Genomic DNA, 19849 nt, shown 5'->3' with positions numbered 1-19849 from the left:
AACTGTCCCCTTCCTCATTCAATCCTTTGCTCTTCGGCTACTGATACACCCGCACGTAGTCGATTTCCATGCGTTGCGGCCAAATGCTTTCGTCAACACCTTTCTGTCCGCCCCAATCGCCCCCAACAGCCACATTCAGAATCAGAAAGAACGGTTGTTCGAACGGCCACTGGGCTACTTCACTGCCTAATGCGGCTTTTTCAACGGTATAGTATTTCTGGCTATCGACGAAGAAATCAATTTTATCGGCCGTCCATTCAATCGCGTATAGGTGAAAATCGGTACCCACATTTTTTACAGTCACCTCCTGCCCCTTCTGCGTTTTCTTCCCGTGATTATAGGCTTCGGTATGGATAGTTCCATGCACAACGCCTTCATCAAAACCAACATGCTCCATGATGTCGATTTCGCCACAGCGTGGCCAGCCTACTTTCGAAATATCGGACCCAAGCATCCAGATAGCGGGCCAGGTACCACGGCCTGTAGGCAACTTCGCCAATGCTTCAATACGGCCATGCTTCCACTCTACTTTTCCCTTCGTAACCAGGCGGGCTGAGGTATAGCTTTTCCCTTCCCAGGCTTCTTTGCGCCCTTCGATAATCAGTTTTCCATTTTCGATGCGGGCATTTTCAGAGCGTCGGGCCGTATAGTATTGAAGCTCATTATTTCCCCAGCCATTTCCACCAACTTCATAGCCCCATTTAGCCGAATCGGGCAAACCTGGTTCATTAAACTCATCTGACCAGACAAGTTTGTAGCCACCTACACCCGTAGACGCGCCTGTTGAAATCGACAAATCAGGGCTTTTAAAGGCCAGTAAAACACTAACTGCCAGCAGATTGGTAATCAGTAATAGTTTCATAGTGCGCGCAAGCTACCAAATTTATCCTGTCTTTTACCAAAGTCGTACATTCCCTGTTTCACTCTTTCGCAAAAGCCCAGGTCAGGAAGTCGGGCATGATTTCACTCCAGGTTTCCTGATTGTGCTTTCCGCCTTTAATCTCTACGTAACGGATGTCAGCCAATTTCGACCCTACCGAATAGGTGTATCCTTTTTTGACAAGTTCGCTGATCAGATCGAGTGTATCGTCGATGGAGTCGATGACGCCGTTGTTATTTCGGTCGCTGGTTTCATCGTCTGTACCCGTTTCAAACCAGAATTTGAGCGATTTATGGTAAGAACCTTTCCGGACAAGATTGTGCATGATCCGGTCCGTTTCGTCCCGATAGCCATCAGCCGTGCTTTTACTGCGCCACCAGAACGACCCCGAAAATACGCCCACTTTTGAAAACTGATCAGGATGATGAAACACCATATCGAAGGCCGATACCCCCCCCAACGAGAAACCCGCAAACACGGAACTTGCCGGATCGGTATGGATGCGATAGTGTTTTTTAACGTACGGTATCAGCTCCCTCAGTACAAAATCGGAGTATAAACCAGCCTTACTCCCTCGCTGCATGTAATCGGCCTGCGCTGCCGTGCCATACTCCTGAATCCGGTCGCTCGCATGAATAGCCACTAGAACAAAGGGACGAATCGCCCGTTTTTGATACAACGAATCCAGAATAGCCGTCATTCTCAGGCGTTCCAGATCCTGACCATCGTTCATATACAATACCGGATAGGCTTGTTGCGAAGCCTCGTAACCGGGCGGAAGCACAACATCCAGACGAACGGTTCGATTGAGTGGAACTGAGTGTAACGAATCATCGCGCCGAACCGTTACGGTGGCATGTTCAGCGTAAGAAGGGGCCGGTATAACGTCAGCCATAAGCACAAAAAAAGCCAGAAGTGTAGTGATCACAATTCACAAAGTAGCTAATTTTTTCGATACCAGCGGCTTTGTTTTTGTCGGAGACGGCGATTTGTCCTATTTTCAACCAAATTTTATTGAGTTTCATCAACCACTACTAACGTGCAGGAAGATTATCGCAAATGGTATTCACATCACCTCGGTCGTGATATTGAGATGCTGGTGTATGGCAACTGGGGTTATCCGGTTTTGCTGTTTCCAACCTCTATGGGCCACTATTATGAATACAAAGATTTTGGTCTGACCGAAACGGCCCGTTGGTTTGTCGAAACGGGCAAGGTCAAACTTTTCTGCATCGACAGCATCGACCGCGACAGTTGGTATGCCAAACACCTGCACCCCGGCACACGGATCTGGAACCATGTTCTTTATGACCGTTTTCTGCATGAAGAACTCGTTCCCGGCATCCAGCGCGAATGTAATGTTCGGAAGATTGGGGTCTCGGGTGCATCATTTGGCGGGTATCACGCGCTGAATTTTGCGTTTCGTCACCCAGAACAAGTGGGTCATCTGCTCACAATGGGAGCTGCTTTCAATATTAAGTCGTTTCTGGGCGGGTATTATGACGATAATGTCTATTACAACAATCCGCCCGATTTTTTACCCAATGCACACAACGATGAATTTTACCACATGAATATTGTGCTGGGTACATCGGAATATGATTTCTGTAAGGATGATAACTACCAGATGTCGGGTATTCTGAGTCGGAAAGGAATTCGGCACCGGCTCGATGTAACCCCCTGGGGAAACCACGACTGGCCTGTCTGGAAAGACCAGTTTCCAAGGTATTTAAGTATGATCTGATAAGGCGGCTGGAAAGCCGCTTTCAGTTCATTAGTAGCGGCTTTCCAGCCGCCTAACTACTATGCACACACTTGATCGACTCCGAAGGCATATTAACGATGTGCCCCCTCTACTTCGGGCACTACCCGAGCAGGAACTCTCCTGGCACCTTCCGGGCAAATGGTCGCGGAAGCAGGTATTAGGCCATCTGATCGATTCGGCTATCAATAACTTGAAACGGTTCACTGATGCTCAATTCGCCAACGGGCCCTATCCAATTCAGTCGTACAATCAGGATAAACTGGTCAGCGCTAACGGGTATCAGGACTTGCCCTTATCCCATTTGCTGACGCTCTGGAGCAGCCTGAACATCCAGATTTGTTACGTTATCGAAGCCATGTCGACTACCACCTTATCGAGCCCTATTCAGCTGCCAGCAACGACACAAGCAGGGGATAAAACATTACAATGGCTTTTTGATGACTATGTCCTCCATATGGAACATCATTTAAAAACCCTTATCTAATCTACATTGGCCGTTTCTGGTTTTAGACGAACTAATACGCTGGAAACGAGCCGACTTTAGTAGATAGTTTGGCCTGTAATTTTATTCGCCAATTATTCATTCCAGCTTTCCAGAAGCGTACGATTCTTCCTACCTGCGCTTTTTTGTTTTTGATGAAAAACAACCGCAACTTGCCATCGTAACGAAACAGACAATCAGGTTCTTTGTTATCACTTTATTCAGCAAGTAACCGTTTCACTATGAGCAAGAAAACCAAAATAGGCATCCTGTTCGGTCAGGAGAACACCTTCCCACAGGCATTTGTCGATCGAGTTAATGAAAAACAAAGCGACTTCCTGGCCGAATTTGTTGCCATTGAGCAGGTTGAACAGAGCGTTCCTACCGACTACGCCGTTATCATCGACCGAATTTCACAAGATGTACCTTTTTACAAGGCGTTTCTGAAAAATGCAGCCCTGACGGGTACTGCTGTTGTGAATAACCCGTTCTGGTGGAGCGCCGACGAGAAGTTTTTTAACAACGCCCTGGCTGTTCAGTTGGGTGTTCCTGTTCCCAAAACCATTTTGCTGCCTTCCAAAGAGCGACCAGACGATACGAACCACAATTCGTTTCGCAATCTGCGGCATATGAACTGGGATGCCATTTTCAACCATATTGGTTTTCCAGCGTTCATGAAACCTCACGCGGGTGGGGGCTGGAAAAGCGTGTACAAAGTCGACAATCCTGAGCAGATGTTCAAAGCCTATGACGAAACGGGTCAGTTGGTAATGCTCTATCAGGAGGCCATCGATTTTACAGACTATTTCCGTTGCTACTGCATTGGTGGGAAAGATGTGCGAATTATGCCGTATGAACCCCGCAATCCGCACCACCTGCGCTATGCCGCCCAGATGAAAACCACGGGCGATGCAGGCAAAAAACTACTGGACACCATGCACGATTATGTGCTGAAACTAAATCACGGCCTAGGCTACGATTTCAACACGGTCGAATTTGCAGTACGCGACGGCATACCCATCGCCATCGATTTCTGTAATCCTGCTCCCGATGCCGATGTTCACTCGGTAGGGCAGGAAAACTTTGACTGGGTCGTTGAAGCAGCTGCCAATATGGCCATCGAGCGAGCTAAAAAAGCACATAAAGGGGGCGATAACTTGACCTGGGGCACGTTCGTCCGGGGCTCAGTTATGGGTTCGGAAGCCACATCAGCCTCAGCGCCTAAAGCTGCTAAAGCATCGAAGACCAAAGAAGCGCCAGAACCCGAGAAAAAGGCAGACACCAAAGAAACTAAGCCTAAAAAAGCGAAAAAATAAGCCCTAAGCCTTCTTTTTCACATTTCAACTTTTGTCATCCCGACGAAGGAGGGATCTCAAAGTGCCCTAAAATTTAAGTAGGGGTGTTTTGAGATCCCTCCTTCGTCGGGATGACAAAAGTATACTGATTTATAGGTAATTAATCTACTTAGGTAATTAATCTACTCAGGTAACTAACTAACCGATTTACTTCCTGTGGCTTCTAAGCCATCGGTCTACCTCCCCGGCTATCGAGAATCGAACCCCTTTGAATCGTTCAGGGGGTGTGGTATCCAACGACTGCTTTAGTCTGACAATACTCGGATAGAAATCGACTCCCCGATTCATAAACTGATCATCGATTGCCCGTAGCACTTTATCGATGCCATACATATCGAAACTCCAGTGCTGAAGGTTATTGCTGTCTTTGATTTCCGCTTTTATGTTGTCGGCCAGCCACAAAATACTCTCGTTCAGCGGTTCCGCAAATTGATCGGGATGCTCAACTCGGTTACCATCCAGAAAATCATATACTTCCCGATACGACCGTTTATCCTTCAATAAATCAAGGATTTCCGATTCCCAATTCGGATGGGCTTTAATCTTTTCAAGAGCGGCTTTCCGAACATCGTCGTCCCGAAAGCGATTCGCATGGCCTAATAGGTTAATGATTGGGTCGGTCGGTTGTTGTTTAGCAATTTCATCCAATGTTTGCTGGTGCCAACGGTCACGTTGTGCGCTCTCTTCAGCTGCGTAGGTCTGTGCCGATTTAGCCGATTCACGAAGGTAACCAATCAATAACCCACCGCTATATACGACACCTACGCATAGCGCAAACCAGAAGGGCAGTTTAAAGGCATAGGGAGAAGCAGTCACCTGCCAATTCGTATTGAGCGAAAGCGCGCAGGCCACTAACCAGGGAAGCGACAGCCACAACTGCCCATTACGAACGGCCAGCCAGTGTAAAAACTCCGGGTAAAGCGTGTCATTGTACCATTCCCATTTAAAAATCGCACAACAGAAGGTGGTTAAGGCCACAACCAGCCAGGTTAGCAACACAACAAGCAGGCGTGTACCGCTAGCCTGCGAAATCCAGTTGAATCCACCACCGACACTAATCGAAATAGCCAGTGCCAGGCTCATTAGGGCAAAGCCTGCTCCCAAAAAGAACAGTGCCAAACCATGGCCCATGGCATTTTCGCCACTGAGATTTGGTTTAGAGGCCGTAATCATGGCCAACCCGATGTAGAAGCAGGCCGTTAGAAAGAAGAAAATATAACCAAACATCCGTGAATTGAATCTAAAGAGTAGGAGTCGCGCCTAAAGCGTAGGCAAAGGCCCCTACACAAAAATGCATGCACAGGCAGCCACCTTTATATACCTAATGAACGAATGACATCGATGAGTTAATAACTGGCATAAAAACCCGGCCAATTCACTAATCCGAAGCGGAGTCAGCATTGGTATGGACCAATAATTTTTCGCCCTTTTCCAACCCTGATGCTAAAAGCTGAGTCTATCTCGAAAATAGCCCTCCGTATGCGTATTGTCTCTACGTTTGTTTCGCTGTTCCTCAGTCTTGGCTTCCTGGCCTGTAAACCATCAGATACCGTTTCGCCCGAAACCTTAACCGGCGTATGGATTGAAAGCTCAGCCCGTAAAGACACGCTTATTTTTAATCCGTTGTATCAGGGCACTCCGCTCCCCAATACCCTCCGGGTTGACCGTGGAAAAGAGCTTAATTCGAGCGGCAGTCTTTTACCGAAAATAGGCAGTGGTCTTTATCAGTACGAGTTACAGGGCGATACCATTCTGGTGCAGAGTCTTTTCTCCAGTTCGTTGAAACGAACCGGCTACCGCATTGAACTACAAGGCGGGAAATTAAAACTCGAAAACTTTTTTGAATTAGGCTTCAATCAGCCTGCCACCGCCACCCGAACGCTGGTACGGTTGTAACAGTATGGCTTTATAACCCAATTGCTTTGGGGTCGATACCTGTATCGCGGGCCGATGCACGAAGAATGGCCAGCATTTCGCCATAGCTGAAGAGCCGACCATCAATATAGTCATGTTCTTCCGGGTCGGCGAAGGTTCGTTTCTCCTCCAGATCGCGGATGTTGGCGTGAATCGAAATCAGCACATCCTGAATAAACTCTTCCAATTGTTGCACCTGCATTTCCTAAGGTAGTTGAATGCGTTCCTTGCGTTCTATAAAAAGTGTTGTCAATAAGTATTTTTACCGAATAATATTAGGTAAAGCGTAGCACTTACTGTTCTCATTCTTCATAAAATAGCATTTTAATTACTATCTGTTCAGCATTTTTAGCCATATTCGTAGCTTTTTACGGGATTACCCCCTTAGTCATCAACAAGTAACCCCTTTAAGTTTTCAATCTCTCAAATGCAAAGACGAAATTTTATCCAGTTGTCTGGATTAGGCATTGGTAGCCTGTTGACAACTGGAGTGCCGGTATTGGGCCATTCTGTATCGTCCGAATACCTGCTGGAAGCCAGTGGACGGGGCGTAGGCATCGACAACGCGGCCAAGAAACGCCTGGCGGATATTGCCCTCAATGCAGCCAAAAGCAAAGGCGCTACGTACACCGATGTTCGGATTGGCCGCTATCTGCAACAATTCATGTTTACCCGCGAGATGAAAGTGCAGAACATTGTCAACGCTGAATCATTTGGGGTAGGCATTCGAGTAATCGCCAATGGAACCTGGGGATTTGCCGCCACCAGCAACGTTACTCCCGATGGTATTGCCAAAGCTGCCGAAACCGCCGTAGCCATTGCCAAAGCGAACTCGAAACTTCAGACCGAACCCGTTCAACTGGCCCCGCAAAAAGGGGTTGGCGAGGTAACCTGGAAAACGCCCATCAAGAAAAATGCCTTCGAGATTCCCGTTCAGGAAAAGATCGACCTGTTGATGAAAGTAAACGGGGAGGCCATGAAAAATGGCGCGGCTTTCATGACATCGAACCTGTTCTTCATCAATGAGCAAAAGTATTTTGCTTCTACCGACGGATCGTATATCGATCAGGATATTCACCGTATCTGGCCCACGTTTACGGTTTCGGTCGTCGACCGGGCAGCTGGCAAGTTCAAAACCCGCGATGCGCTCAGTTCACCAATGGGTATGGGCTATGAATACCTCGATGGTCTGGCTTCCGAAAAAATTGCGGCTCCCAACGGCCTGATTGGCTACCGTAATTCGTACGATATGGTCGAAGATGCTATGCTGGCGGCCAAACAAACGAAAGAAAAACTGACAGCCAAAACCGTTCAGCCCGGCAAGTACGACCTCGTTCTGGACCCTAACCACCTCGGCCTGACCATCCATGAATCCGTTGGCCACCCTACCGAACTCGACCGTGTACTCGGCTACGAAGCCAACTATGCCGGTACGTCGTTCGCAACCCTGGATAAATGGAAAAGCAAGTCGTTCAACTACGGGAGCAAACTGGTGAACATTGTGGCCGATAAAACGCAGCCGAATACACTGGGCACCGTTGGCTACGACGACGAAGGCGTTCCCTGTAAAAAGTGGGATCTGATCAAAGACGGTATTCTGGTCAACTACCAGGCCATTCGCGACCAGGTGGCCATTCTGGGTGAGAAAGAATCGAACGGTTGCTGCTACGCCGACAACTGGGACTCGGTACAATTCCAGCGGATGCCAAACGTATCGCTGCAGCCCGGCACCGAAAAACGCTCAGTCGCTGACATGATTAAGGGCGTCGACAAAGGCATATACATCATCGGCCGTGGCTCGTATTCCATTGACCAGCAGCGCTATAACTTCCAGTTTGGTGGACAACTCTTCTACGAAATCAAAAACGGAGAGATCACTGGAATGCTCGATGATGTAGCTTATCAGTCGAACACCCAGGAATTCTGGAACTCCTGTGCTCAGCTTTGCGACAAAGACGATTACCGTACTTTCGGTTCGTTCTTCGATGGGAAGGGACAGCCTTCGCAGGTAAGTGCCGTTTCGCACGGATGCCCAACCACTCGCTTCAACGGAGTCAACGTAATCAATACGGGTCGGAAAATTTAAAATCAGGAGTGAGCATGGCTGACGCATATTCTTTTGGCTTGCGCCAGCATTCTCGCTCCTAATCAAAAGATATGGCTATCATTTTAAGCAAAGACGAAGCAAAGAAAATAATCGATAAAGTCCTCTCCTACTCGAAAGCGGACGAGATGAGCGTCAACCTGACGGGTGGGCGTACCGGCAATATTCGGTATGCCCGCAACTCGGTATCGACCAGTGGCGAAGGCACCAATTTATCGCTGGCCGTAACGGCAGTTTTTGGCAAGAAAAGCGGTACGGCAACCGTCAATGAGTTTGACGATGCCTCGTTGGAAAAAACCGTCCGACGGGCCGAAGAGATCGCCCGACTGGCACCCGAAAACCCGGAGTACATGCCCATGCTGGGGCCTCAGACCTATTTATCGACCGATCCGTATTCAGAAAATACGGCTAAGATGGACCCGGCCTATCGCGCACAGGCGACGTTCGACAGCCTTGATCCCTGCCGCAAAAAGAATCTGGTAGCCGCCGGGTACATGGAAGATTCGACCCGTTTCAATGCCATTGGCAACAGTAAGGGCCTATCGGCGTATAACCGTGAAACCTCCGTCGAATTCTCCATCACCGTTCGTACCGCCGATGGATTAGGCTCAGGGTATGCAACCCAGGACGTGACGGATGTCTCGAAACTCAGCACGAAAAATATGACGGAGATCGCCATGCAGAAAGCGATGGCGTCGGTCAATGCACGGGCACTGGAGCCGGGTAAATACACCGTTATTCTGGAACCGGCTGCGCTGGTCTCCAATGTCGATGCGTCGCTCATGGTGGCGCTGGTTCGGTCGATGGATGCCCGCAATGCCGACGAAGGTCGTTCGTTCCTGAGCAAAAAAGGGGGCGGTACCCGGTTAGGGGAGAAACTTTTCGACGAACGGGTCACCATCTACTCCGACCCTACTAATCTGGAAGTTCCCACGGGTGCCTTCAGTGGTGATGGACGTCCGCAGGAAAAAGTAACCTGGATTGAAAAGGGTGTTGTCAAAAACATGCCCTACTCACGTTACTGGGCCGAAAAGAAAGGAGTCCATGCAACTCCTCCGGGCGGTAACTTCATTATGGAAGGCGGCACCCAATCGCTGGCCGATATGATCAAAGGTACGGAGAAAGGTATTCTCGTTACCCGACTCTGGTACATCCGTCCGGTCGATCCACAGACGTTGCTCTATACGGGCCTTACCCGCGACGGGACGTTTTATATCGAAAATGGGCAGATCAAATTCCCGGTCAAAAACTTCCGCTTCAACGAAAGCCCGGTCATCATGCTCAACAACCTGGAGGCTATGGGCAAACCCGTTCGTATTGGCGGCAACCTGGTTCCTCCCCTCAAAATCCGAGACTTTACCTTCACCAGTTTGTCAGACGCAGTCTAAACAATTATTACACAGAGATCCGCCCTGAAATGGCTCAAACGCTTTTCTAATTTTTCACTCCGTGAATCTTTGTGATGCTTTGTGCATCCGCTTCGGCGGTCCGATCTGTGTGATAGCCTTAAAAAAATATGAACCGTCGAGATTTTAACCAACTTTTAGGCATGGGCGCTGCTGGCATCATCATGCCCAGTTTGCCTGCTTTTTCCCGTAACGTTCCTGCCGAGGCACTTTTGGAACCGGGCATGGATGTTTCGAAAAAGAAACGCCTGGCCGATGCCGCGCTGAATGCTGCCAAATCGAAAGGAGCTACCTATGCTGATGTGCGCATTGGTCGTTACCTGAACCAGTTCGTGCTCACCCGCGAAAACAAAGTGCAGGGGATCATCAACGCCGAATCCTATGGCGTAGGGGTGCGTGTGATCGCCAATGGCTGCTGGGGATTTGCCTCAGTAGGTGACGCCCGCGACGAATCGGTTGTCGCCAAAGCAGCCGAAACAGCGGTCAACATTGCCAAGGCCAACGCCCGGCTCCTGACCGAACCCGTTCAACTGGCTCCGCAAAAGGGCTATGGTGAAGTAAGCTGGAAAGCACCTATCAAACGGAATGCATTTGAAGTGCCTGTTAAGGAGAAAGTCGATTTGCTGCTGGCCGCTAACGCAGCCGCTATGCAAAATGGCGCCAACTTCGTCAACAACGTCCTGTTCCAGATCAACGAGCAGAAGTATTTTGCCTCAACCGATGGCACCTATGCCGACCAGGATATTCACCGCATCGGGCCAAACTTTACCGTTACCGCTGTTGATCCGGCGAATGGACGCTTCTCTACCCGTAACTCGCTGAGTGCGCCGATGGGCATGGGCTATGATTACCTGCAAACCAATCCGGCCGATAAGGTTTCGGGCGTTACAACCCGCTACAACAAAGGCTACGACATGATGGAAGACATTGTCGCAGCCGCCAAGCAAGCCAAAGAAAAGGTGTCGGCCAAGTCGGTCGAAGCGGGCAAGTATGATCTGATTCTTGACCCGTCGCACATGTGGCTAACCATTCACGAATCGGTCGGCCACCCCCTCGAACTCGACCGCGTGCTGGGTTATGAAGCCAACTACGCCGGTACGTCGTTCGCAACCCTCGACAAATGGCAGACCAAGAATTTTAACTACGGTAGTAAAGAGGTCAATTTCTTCGCGGATAAAATCCAACCCGGTTCGCTAGGGGCTGTGGGCTGGGACGATGAAGGCGTAAAAACCAAGAAGTGGGACTTAGTGAAGGATGGCATTCTGGTCAATTACCAGGCTATTCGGGATCAGGTGCATATCATTGGCGAGAAAGAATCACAGGGCTGCTGCTATGCCGATAACTGGAGTTCGGTACAGTTCCAGCGGATGGCCAATGTATCGCTGGCACCCGGCAAAACCCCATTGACCGTCGATCAGATGATCAAAGATGTCAAGAAGGGTATCTATATCATCGGCGATGGCTCGTTCTCCATTGATCAGCAGCGCTATAACTTCCAGTTTGGCGGACAACTCTTCTACGAAATCAAAGACGGGCAGATCGTTGGTATGCTGAAAGATGTTGCCTATCAGGCCAATACCCGCGAATTCTGGAACTCCTGCGTAGCCGTCTGTGATGAACGTGATTATCGGCTTGGCGGTGCCTTCAACGATGGCAAGGGTCAACCCCCACAGTCGAGCGCCGTATCGCACGGTAGTTCAACCGCCCGCTTCAATGGCGTCAATGTGATCAATACAGCAAGGAAAATTTAAAAAACAGGAGTCAGGAGTGAGAAGTGAGGAGTGAGAATGCCGGGCCGCGCAGGCTGGCGCATACTCACTCCTCACTTCTCACTCCTGACTCCTAATCAAAAGATATGGCTATCTTAAGCAAAGACGAAGCAAAAAAAATAATCGATAAAGTCCTCTCCTACTCGAAGGCTGACGAAATGAGTGTTGGCCTGAACGGAAACCGAACAGGCAACATTCGCTATGCTCGCAACTCGGTATCGACCAGTGGCGAATCCGACAACCTGGGGCTGTCGGTAACAGCCGTTTTCGGCAAACGTTCAGGAACCGCAACCATCAACGAGTTTGATGATGCCTCGCTGGAAAAAACCGTTCGACGGGCTGAGGAAATCGCCCGACTGGCGCCCGAAAACCCGGAGTATATGCCCATGTTAGGGCCACAGACGTATCTGGAAACAGCTACTTACGCCGAAAGCACTGCCAAAATCAATCCCGAATTCCGGGCACAGGCTGCCTTCGACAGCATCGACCCCTGTAAGAAAAAGAATCTGACGGCTGCCGGGTACATGGAAGATACCACCGGATTTGCCGCCATTGGCAACAGCAAAGGGCTATTTGGCTATAACAAATCGACAAACGTTGATTTCTCGATTACCGTTCGTACCGCCGATGGTACTGGCTCTGGGTATGCAAATCCCGACGTTACCGACATAAGTAAGCTCAGCACCAAAGCCGCTACCGAAATAGCCATTGGTAAAGCCCTCGCATCGGTCAACGCCAAAGCCCTTGAGCCAGGTAAATACACGGTTATTCTGGAGCCAACGGCGTCGGTCGAATTGCTGCAAAACATGATGCGTAGCATTGACGCCCGCAGCGCCGATGAAGGTCGCTCGTTTCTGAGCAAAAAAGGGGGCGGTACTCGCCTGGGCGAAAAACTCTTCGATGAACGCGTAACCATTATCACCGATCCGATGAATGCCGAATTACCACTGTCGCCTTTTGGCGGAGGTGGAGGTGGCCGCTTTGGCGGAGGTGGCGGAGAAGGCCTTCCGCAGGAAAAACGCACCTGGATCGAAAACGGAGTAGTCAAAAACATGGCCTATTCCCGCTTCTGGGCCGAGAAAAAAGGCGTCAAGCCGGTTCCAGGACCCAGCAGTTTTATCATGATGGGTGGCAATCAGTCATTGGCCGACCTGATCAAAAGCACCGACAAAGGCATCCTGGTCACTCGGTTCTGGTATATCCGCGCCGTTGACCCCCAAACGCAACTCTATACGGGCCTGACCCGCGATGGGACATTCTACATTGAAAATGGGCAGATCAAATTTCCGGTCAAAAATTTCCGCTTCAATGAAAGCCCGGTCATCATGCTCAACAACGTCGAAGCGTTAGGTAAACCTGTTCGGGCAGGCGGGAATTTGATTCCGCCAATGAAAATCCGGGACTTTACCTTCACTAGCCTGTCGGATGCGGTATAATCCGATTCATTCGATCTGATTTAAAAGCCATTAGCCCTTGGGCTGATGGCTTTTTTTATGCGCATAGCCACTTTACCTGATTCCTGGAGTCATTCACAGCTATTCCAATAGCGCAACCGAGGCAACTCAATTTTTTATTTCTATATTTATCAATATTTCAAATAATTATTCTTTAATTTTTATTAATATTAAAATTATTTTCCAAAATATATTTGATTATCAAGTTGATATTCTTCAACTTTCAGATGTGGTTGTGATGATAACCTCGCCGATTAGAGATTACCGCTTCTCACACCTTCCCGAACTGTCTGCTTCATCTCACTCAATCAATAGGAGGAATACAATTTGAATCGTCGAGACTTTACCCAGACACTTGGCCTGGGAGCAGCCGGGTTACTGCTACCCAAAATGCCCGCCCTGGCCCGTACCGTTAGTGCCGAAGAATTACTGGAACCCGGTCTGGATATACTGGTCAAAAAGCGACTGGCCGATGCCGCCTTAAATGCAGCTACCGCCAAAGGCGCTACCTATGCCGATGTACGCATTGGCCGCTACCTGAATCAATATATCATGACCCGCGAAAACCGGGTACAGAACATTATCAACACCGAGTCGTTTGGTGTTGGTGTCCGGGTAATTGCCAATGGCTGCTGGGGGTTTGCAGCCATTGGCGACACCCAAAGCGAAGAAGATGTGGCCCGCACAGCCGAAAAAGCTGTTCTGTTTGCCAAAGCGCACGCCCGATTGATCAAGAAACCCGTTCAACTGGCCCCACAAAAAGGATTTGGCGAAGTAAGCTGGAAGACCAAGGTCGAAAAGCATTCGTTTGAAGTACCCGTCAAGGAAAAAGTCGATCTACTACTGACAGCCAACGGTATTGCGCTTCAAAACGGGGCCAACTTCGTCAACAATACCCTGTTCATGATCAATGAACAGAAGTATTTTGCCTCGACGGATGGGTCCTATATCGATCAGGATGTGCACCGGATATGGCCTAATTTCACCGTTACTGCCGTGGACAAGGCGAGCGGCCTGATGGCTACCCGCGACTCCCTCAGCGCACCCATGGGTCGTAGTTACGACTATCTACAAACAAATCCGGCCGACAAACTGACGGGTGTAACCACACGTTACAAACAGGGGTATGATATGCTCGAAGACGCCGAAGCCGCTGCCAAACAAGCCCGCCTGAAACTAAAAGCCAAGTCGGTCGAAGCGGGCAAGTACGATTTGGTTCTTGACCCATCGCACACTTATCTAACCATCCACGAATCGGTAGGCCATGCTACGGAGTTGGACCGGGTGCTGGGCTACGAAGCCAATCTGGCCGGTACATCGTTTGCTACCATCGACAAATGGCAATCGAAGAAATTCAACTACGGCAGCAATGTGGTCAACTTCTTTGCCGACAAAACCCAGCCCGGTTCGCTGGGCGATGTAGGCTGGGACGACGAAGGGGTAAAAACCAAACGATGGGACCTGATAAAAGACGGTATCCTGGTCAACTATCAGGCCATTCGCGACCAGGTACACATGCTGGGAGAAGCCGAGTCGCAGGGTTGCTGTTATGCCGACAGCTGGAGTACCGTACAGTTCCAGCGCATGGCCAATGTATCGCTGGCACCGGGCAAAGAACGACTCACGGTCGATGAAATGATCCGGGATGTAAAGAAAGGCATTTACATTATCGGCGATGGCTCCTACTCCATCGATCAGCAACGCTACAATTTCCAGTTTGGCGGGCAACTCTTCTATGAAATCAAGGACGGTCAGATTGTCGGGATGCTTCGTGATGTAGCCTATCAGTCCAACACCCAGGAATTCTGGAATTCGTGCGTAAAAGTGTGTGACGAACGCGACTATCGGATGGGAGGCACGTTTTTCGACGGCAAGGGTCAACCCGCTCAGATCAATTCAGTCTCGCATGGCAGTTCGACCGCCCGTTTCAACGGCGTCAACGTACTCAATACCGGACGGAAAATATAACTAACTCCTCGCTCCTCACTACTATCCAAAGACATGGCCATCATATCGCAGGAAGAAGCAAAGAAAATTCTGGAAAAGGTATTGACGTTTTCCAAAGCCGATGAAATGAGCGTTAGCCTGAGCGGGGGGCGGACCAGCAATATCCGCTATGCGCTCAACAGCGTTTCGTCTGGGGGTGAAGCGGATAATATGTCGCTGCTCATTACGGCCGGAATTGGCAAGCGAATGGGTTCGGCAACGGTCAACGAATTCAACGACAAAGCCATTGAACGAACCGTTCGACGGGCTGAGGAAATTGCCCGACTGGCGCCCGAAAACCCGGAGTATATGCCCATGATTGGGCCACAGACCTACCTCGAAACGCCGATGTACGCCGACACTACGGCCAAAATGGATGCAGAAGCTCGGGCACAGGTTGCCTTCGATAGCGTAGATGCCTGTGAGCAGAAGAATCTTAGTGCTGCCGGTTTCTTACAGGATACAACCGGTTTTTCAGCCATTGCCAACAGCAAAGGGCTATTTGGATACAACAAAGCCACTTCCGTTGATTTCTCGGTTACGGTTCGAACGGTCGATGGGACCGGCTCCGGCTACGTAACCCGCGACTTCAACGATATAACCAAACTGAAAACGCGTGCCGTAACAGGCATTGCCATGCAAAAGGCGATGGCTTCCACCAACGCCCGTACCTTAGAACCCGGCAAATACACGGTTATTCTGGAGCCGACCGCTATGGGGACGCTTCTGCAAAGCATGATGTCAGGAATGGATGCCCGTCTGGCCGACGAAGGACGAAGCTTTTTAAGCCGAAAAGGAGGAGGCACGCGCCTGGGCGAAAAGCTTATCGATGAGCGCATAACTATCTACTCCGACCCTATGAACCCAGAAGCCCCCAGCGAACCGTTTGCCAGTGAAGGCCGAAACCGTACCGGCTCCTTTCTGGGTGGAGGTGTCGTAGGCGACGGGCGCCCACAGGAGAAGCTAACCTGGTTTGAGAATGGAGTGGTTAAAAACATGAGTTATTCACGCTTCTGGGCGTCTCAGAAAGGCGTTAAGGCGGTGCCGCCCCCTACCGGCTTTATCATGGCAGGCGGCACCCAATCGCTGGCCGACCTGATCAAAAGCACCGACAAAGGTATTCTGGTCACTCGGCTCTGGTACGTTCGTATGGTAGACCCCAAAACGTTACTTCAAACGGGCCTGACCCGCGATGGTACGTTTTACATTGAAAATGGGCAGATCAAATTTCCGGTCAAAAACTTCCGCTTCAACGAAAGTGCTGTTATTGTGCTCAACAACGTCGAAGCACTGGGAACCCCTATGCGAGTAAATGGCAATCTGATTCCTCCAGTAAAAGCCCGCGATTTTACATTCACCAGCCTTTCCGACGCGATTTAAGGAAATATCCGTTTTATCTATTCAAAAAGGGAGCTGTACTTGTGCACAGCTCCCTTTTTTAGTAGCCGTTCAAATAGCTCATTTACCACCCAAATAATTAACCCAGGCTTCTTTTCCCGATTTGGTCTTTATTCGCGAAAAGCCAACAAACATTGGCAATCGGCGTAGTAACTATGCTAAAATTCCAAATTTTAGCGTTCCATCTGTAACTTGGCATAGTTTTAACTACACTTCATTTCATTCAATAACATAGGAGAAACAAACCTTGAATCGTCGAGATTTCAACCAACTGCTGGGCATGGGAGCCGCTGGAATCCTGCTGCCTACACTACCTGCCTTTTCCCGGCCAGTCAGCCCCGAAATACTACTGGAACCCGGCCTGGATGTTGGCACTAAAAAACGGCTGGCCGATGCCGCCATGAATGCCGCCAAAAGTAAAGGGGCTTCATACACCGATGTTCGGATTGGTCGCTACCTGAATCAATTTGTCGTTACCCGCGAAGACAAAGTTCAGAATATTGTCAACACTGAATCGTATGGAGTAGGCGTTCGGGTCATTGCGGATGGTTGCTGGGGCTTTGCCGCCATAGTCGATGCCAAAAGTGAGGAGGATACGGCTAAAGCAGCCGAAAAAGCCGTTGCCATTGCGAAAGCGAATGCCAAGCTGATGAAACAGCCCGTTCAGCTAGCTCCTCAGAAAGGCTATGGCGAGGTAACCTGGAAAGTACCCATTCAAAAGAACGCGTTTGAAGTACCCATCAAAGAAAAAGTCGATTTGCTGATGGAGGTCAACAGCGCGGCTATGAAGAACGGGGCCAACTTTGTGAACTCGGTGTTGTTTATGGTAAACGAGCAAAAGTATTTTGCCTCCACCGATGGTACCTATGCCGACCAGGACATACACCGCATCTGGCCTATTTTTGATGTCACTTCGATTGATGCCAAAACGGGCAAATTTGAAACTCGCAATGCCTTAAGCGCCCCTGTCGGCATGGGGTACGAATACCTTCAAGCCAATCCGGCCGATAAAGTTTCGGGAATCACCACCCGCTACAACAAAGGCTACGACATGCTCGAAGATGTCATTGCCGCTGCCAAACAGGCCAAAGCCAAACATACCGCCAAATCAGTCGAAGCGGGTAAATACGATCTGGTACTCGACCCCTCGCACCTATGGCTGACTATCCACGAGTCCGTCGGTCACCCCCTCGAACTCGACCGCGTGCTGGGCTACGAAGCCAACTTCGCCGGAACCAGCTTTGCAACGCTCGACAAGTGGCAGTCGAAGAACTTCAACTACGGCAGCAAGCAAGTCAACTTCTTTGCCGATAAAACACAGGTGGGTTCGCTGGGAGCCGTTGGTTATGACGACGAAGGGGTACAAACTAAAAAATGGGACTTAGTGAAAGATGGGACGCTGGTCAATTACCAGGCCATTCGGGATCAGGTACATATCATTGGTGAGAAAGAATCGCAGGGCTGTTGTTATGCGGATAGCTGGAGTTCAGTGCAATTCCAGCGAATGGCCAACGTATCGCTGGCGGCAGGCAAAACCCCCTTATCGGTTCAGGAGATGATCAAAGATGTTAAAAAAGGCATTTACATCATCGGCGATGGTTCGTTCTCCATTGATCAGCAGCGCTATAACTTCCAGTTTGGCGGACAACTCTTCTACGAAATCAAAGACGGGCAAATTGCGGGCATGCTGAAAGACGTTGCCTATCAGTCGAACACGCAGGAATTCTGGAACTCCTGTGTAGCAGTTTGCGATGAGAAAGATTATCGGCTAGGCGGCTCCTTCTTCGACGGTAAAGGCCAGCCTCCCCAATCAAGCGCCGTTTCGCACGGTAGTTCAACTGCCCGCTTCAATGGCGTCAATGTGATCAATACAGCCCGGAAAATTTAAAAAACAGGAGTTAGTAGCGAGTAGTGAGAATGCTGGCGCAAGCCAAAAAAGTATGCGTCAGCATTCTCACTACTCGCTCCTAACTCCTCGCTCCTACCTAAAAACATGGCTATCATCTTAACTGAAGCAGAGGCAAAAGCTCTGCTGACTAAAGTTTTAAGTTACTCCAAAGCAGATGAATGCGAGGTCAATCTGCTGGGCGAAGAGCGTGGTAACCTGCGCTATGCCCGTAACGAAGTGTCGACCAGCGGCTCGCTAATTAATAAAAATTTGGCCGTTCAATCCGCTTTTGGCAAAAAAGTGGGTGTAGCGACCATTGATGAATTCGACGATGCTTCACTCGAAAAAGTAGTTCGCCGGTCGGAAGAACTAGCCCGATTAGCGCCCGAAAACCCTGAATATGTGAGCGTTCTGGGCCCGCAACAATACATCAAGTCGAACGGTTTCTTCGACTCAACCGCTAAAATCACCCCAGATACGCGAGCCGACGCAGTAGCCAAAAGCCTGAAACTGGCTCGTGACCAAAAGCTGGTAGCCGCTGGTTTTTTGCAGGATCAATATGGATACTCAGCCATGATGAACTCGAAGGGGCTGTTTGCCTATTACCCCAGTACGAATGTCAATTTTTCGCTGACCGTTCGTACCGAAGATGGCAAAGGCTCTGGCTACGTAGCGCGGGGTTATAGCGATTTCAATAAACTAGATACCGAAGCCGCCACTAAAATAGCCATCCAGAAAGGACAGGGTTCTGCCGAAGCACGGGCCATCGAACCGGGCAAATACACGGTTATTCTGGAACCGACAGCCGCTGCCGTTTTGCTCGAAAACATCTACTTCAACCTGGATGCCCGCTCGGCCGATGAAGGGCGGTCATATTTCAGCAAAGCAGGTGGCAAATCCCGATTGGGCGACAAGATTGTGGACGAGCGCGTTACGATTTACTCCGACCCCACCAATTCTGAGTTACCAGCTTCCCCCTGGTCGGGCGATGGACGCCCTCAGGAAAAAACCATGTGGATTGAGAAAGGCGTGGTGAAAAATCTGGCCTATTCGCGTTATTGGGCGCAAAAAACGGGTAAAAAGGCAATTCCTTTCCCCGGCAATCTAATTATGATGGGGGGCAATGCGTCGCTGGAAGAGATGATCAAAAGCACGCAGCGAGGTATTCTGGTTACGAAGCTCTGGTATATCCGCACCGTCGATCCGCAAACCATTCTGCTCACCGGCCTCACACGTGACGGGACATTCTACATTGAAAATGGCAAGATCAAACACCCGATCAAAAACTTCCGGTTCAATGAAAGTCCGATCATCATGCTGAATAACCTGGAGTCGTTGGGTAAACCGGAGCGCGTCGTCAGCACTGAAACGGACCAGAACTACCTCATTCCACCGATGAAGATTCGGGAGTTTACGTTTACGAGTTTATCCGATGCGGTGTAAGAGCCT

At 49.7% G+C, this 19849-nt stretch carries 16 protein-coding genes; 12 read left to right on the top strand and 4 right to left on the bottom strand.

Annotation, left to right across the window (positions count from 1 at the left end; translation table 11 throughout):
- Window positions 1-37: 37 nt before the first annotated feature.
- Both B5M13_RS08370 and B5M13_RS08365 read right to left on the bottom strand, forming a co-directional pair.
- A complete protein-coding gene (locus B5M13_RS08370) occupies window positions 38-862 on the bottom strand; it encodes a glycoside hydrolase family 16 protein (protein WP_080055249.1) in 825 nt (274 codons plus the stop codon).
- A gap of 58 nt (window positions 863-920) precedes the next feature.
- Window positions 921-1775 carry an alpha/beta hydrolase gene (locus tag B5M13_RS08365; protein WP_080059845.1) on the bottom strand — a complete coding sequence of 285 codons (855 nt, stop codon included), beginning with the start codon at window positions 1773-1775 and terminating at the stop codon, window positions 921-923.
- 144 nt (window positions 1776-1919) lie between these two features.
- On the opposite strand from B5M13_RS08365, the gene B5M13_RS08360 reads away from it, so the two are divergent.
- The 3 genes from B5M13_RS08360 (at window position 1920) to B5M13_RS08350 (ending at window position 4442) form a co-directional block, all read left to right on the top strand.
- Window positions 1920-2624: an esterase family protein gene (locus tag B5M13_RS08360; protein WP_020600010.1), complete on the top strand. Its 705-nt coding sequence runs from the start codon at window positions 1920-1922 to the stop codon at window positions 2622-2624.
- A gap of 61 nt (window positions 2625-2685) precedes the next feature.
- Window positions 2686-3129, top strand: a complete 444-nt coding sequence (locus B5M13_RS08355) for a DinB family protein (protein WP_080055248.1) — start codon at window positions 2686-2688, stop codon at window positions 3127-3129.
- Between the two features lie 239 nt (window positions 3130-3368).
- Window positions 3369-4442: an ATP-grasp domain-containing protein gene (locus tag B5M13_RS08350; RefSeq protein ID WP_080055247.1), complete on the top strand. Its 1074-nt coding sequence runs from the start codon at window positions 3369-3371 to the stop codon at window positions 4440-4442.
- Between the two features lie 186 nt (window positions 4443-4628).
- Here the strand turns inward: B5M13_RS08350 and B5M13_RS08345 are convergent, their stop codons facing one another.
- A complete protein-coding gene (locus B5M13_RS08345; RefSeq protein ID WP_080055246.1) occupies window positions 4629-5708 on the bottom strand; it encodes a hypothetical protein in 1080 nt (359 codons plus the stop codon).
- Window positions 5709-5960: 252 nt separating this feature from the next.
- On the opposite strand from B5M13_RS08345, the gene B5M13_RS08340 reads away from it, so the two are divergent.
- Window positions 5961-6377 carry a hypothetical protein gene (locus tag B5M13_RS08340; RefSeq protein WP_080055245.1) on the top strand — a complete coding sequence of 139 codons (417 nt, stop codon included), beginning with the start codon at window positions 5961-5963 and terminating at the stop codon, window positions 6375-6377.
- 10 nt (window positions 6378-6387) lie between these two features.
- On the opposite strand, the gene B5M13_RS08335 is transcribed toward B5M13_RS08340, so the two are convergent.
- Entirely contained in the window at window positions 6388-6597 is a 210-nt protein-coding gene (locus B5M13_RS08335; protein ID WP_080055244.1) for a hypothetical protein, read from the bottom strand.
- 225 nt (window positions 6598-6822) lie between these two features.
- On the opposite strand from B5M13_RS08335, the gene B5M13_RS08330 reads away from it, so the two are divergent.
- The 8 genes from B5M13_RS08330 (at window position 6823) to B5M13_RS08295 (ending at window position 19843) form a co-directional block, all read left to right on the top strand.
- Window positions 6823-8481 (top strand): TldD/PmbA family protein, encoded by a 1659-nt coding sequence (locus B5M13_RS08330; RefSeq protein WP_080055243.1) that lies wholly within the window; start codon window positions 6823-6825, stop codon window positions 8479-8481.
- A 71-nt stretch (window positions 8482-8552) separates the two neighbouring features.
- Window positions 8553-9887: a TldD/PmbA family protein gene (locus B5M13_RS08325; protein WP_080055242.1), complete on the top strand. Its 1335-nt coding sequence runs from the start codon at window positions 8553-8555 to the stop codon at window positions 9885-9887.
- Between the two features lie 128 nt (window positions 9888-10015).
- Window positions 10016-11656 carry a TldD/PmbA family protein gene (locus tag B5M13_RS08320; RefSeq protein WP_080055241.1) on the top strand — a complete coding sequence of 547 codons (1641 nt, stop codon included), beginning with the start codon at window positions 10016-10018 and terminating at the stop codon, window positions 11654-11656.
- Between the two features lie 104 nt (window positions 11657-11760).
- A complete protein-coding gene (locus tag B5M13_RS08315; RefSeq protein WP_080055240.1) occupies window positions 11761-13110 on the top strand; it encodes a TldD/PmbA family protein in 1350 nt (449 codons plus the stop codon).
- A gap of 345 nt (window positions 13111-13455) precedes the next feature.
- Window positions 13456-15096 (top strand): TldD/PmbA family protein, encoded by a 1641-nt coding sequence (locus B5M13_RS08310; protein WP_080055239.1) that lies wholly within the window; start codon window positions 13456-13458, stop codon window positions 15094-15096.
- Between the two features lie 33 nt (window positions 15097-15129).
- A complete protein-coding gene (locus B5M13_RS08305) occupies window positions 15130-16494 on the top strand; it encodes a TldD/PmbA family protein (RefSeq protein ID WP_080055238.1) in 1365 nt (454 codons plus the stop codon).
- A gap of 265 nt (window positions 16495-16759) precedes the next feature.
- On the top strand, window positions 16760-18400 hold the full coding sequence (locus B5M13_RS08300; protein WP_080055237.1) for a TldD/PmbA family protein: 1641 nt from the start codon (window positions 16760-16762) through the stop codon (window positions 18398-18400).
- A gap of 105 nt (window positions 18401-18505) precedes the next feature.
- Window positions 18506-19843, top strand: a complete 1338-nt coding sequence (locus tag B5M13_RS08295; RefSeq protein ID WP_080055236.1) for a TldD/PmbA family protein — start codon at window positions 18506-18508, stop codon at window positions 19841-19843.
- Window positions 19844-19849: the final 6 nt, after the last annotated feature.

The sequence above is a fragment of the Spirosoma aerolatum genome (assembly GCF_002056795.1).
GTDB lineage: Bacteria > Bacteroidota > Bacteroidia > Cytophagales > Spirosomataceae > Spirosoma > Spirosoma aerolatum.
This window is presented reverse-complemented; position numbering and strand designations above follow the sequence as displayed.

What these genes read in the sequence shown, in the direction of transcription:
- B5M13_RS08330 (WP_080055243.1), top strand. Translation starts at nt 6,823, where the DNA reads ATGCAAAGACGAAATTTTATCCAGTTGTCTGGATTAGGCATTGGTAGC.
- B5M13_RS08305 (WP_080055238.1), top strand. Translation starts at nt 15,130, where the DNA reads ATGGCCATCATATCGCAGGAAGAAGCAAAGAAAATTCTGGAAAAGGTA.
- B5M13_RS08365 (WP_080059845.1), bottom strand. Translation starts at nt 1,775, where the DNA reads ATGGCTGACGTTATACCGGCCCCTTCTTACGCTGAACATGCCACCGTA.
- B5M13_RS08325 (WP_080055242.1), top strand. Translation starts at nt 8,553, where the DNA reads ATGGCTATCATTTTAAGCAAAGACGAAGCAAAGAAAATAATCGATAAA.
- B5M13_RS08295 (WP_080055236.1), top strand. Translation starts at nt 18,506, where the DNA reads ATGGCTATCATCTTAACTGAAGCAGAGGCAAAAGCTCTGCTGACTAAA.
- B5M13_RS08345 (WP_080055246.1), bottom strand. Translation starts at nt 5,708, where the DNA reads ATGTTTGGTTATATTTTCTTCTTTCTAACGGCCTGCTTCTACATCGGG.
- B5M13_RS08350 (WP_080055247.1), top strand. Translation starts at nt 3,369, where the DNA reads ATGAGCAAGAAAACCAAAATAGGCATCCTGTTCGGTCAGGAGAACACC.
- B5M13_RS08340 (WP_080055245.1), top strand. Translation starts at nt 5,961, where the DNA reads ATGCGTATTGTCTCTACGTTTGTTTCGCTGTTCCTCAGTCTTGGCTTC.
- B5M13_RS08320 (WP_080055241.1), top strand. Translation starts at nt 10,016, where the DNA reads ATGAACCGTCGAGATTTTAACCAACTTTTAGGCATGGGCGCTGCTGGC.
- B5M13_RS08335 (WP_080055244.1), bottom strand. Translation starts at nt 6,597, where the DNA reads ATGCAGGTGCAACAATTGGAAGAGTTTATTCAGGATGTGCTGATTTCG.
- B5M13_RS08355 (WP_080055248.1), top strand. Translation starts at nt 2,686, where the DNA reads ATGCACACACTTGATCGACTCCGAAGGCATATTAACGATGTGCCCCCT.
- B5M13_RS08370 (WP_080055249.1), bottom strand. Translation starts at nt 862, where the DNA reads ATGAAACTATTACTGATTACCAATCTGCTGGCAGTTAGTGTTTTACTG.
- B5M13_RS08315 (WP_080055240.1), top strand. Translation starts at nt 11,761, where the DNA reads ATGGCTATCTTAAGCAAAGACGAAGCAAAAAAAATAATCGATAAAGTC.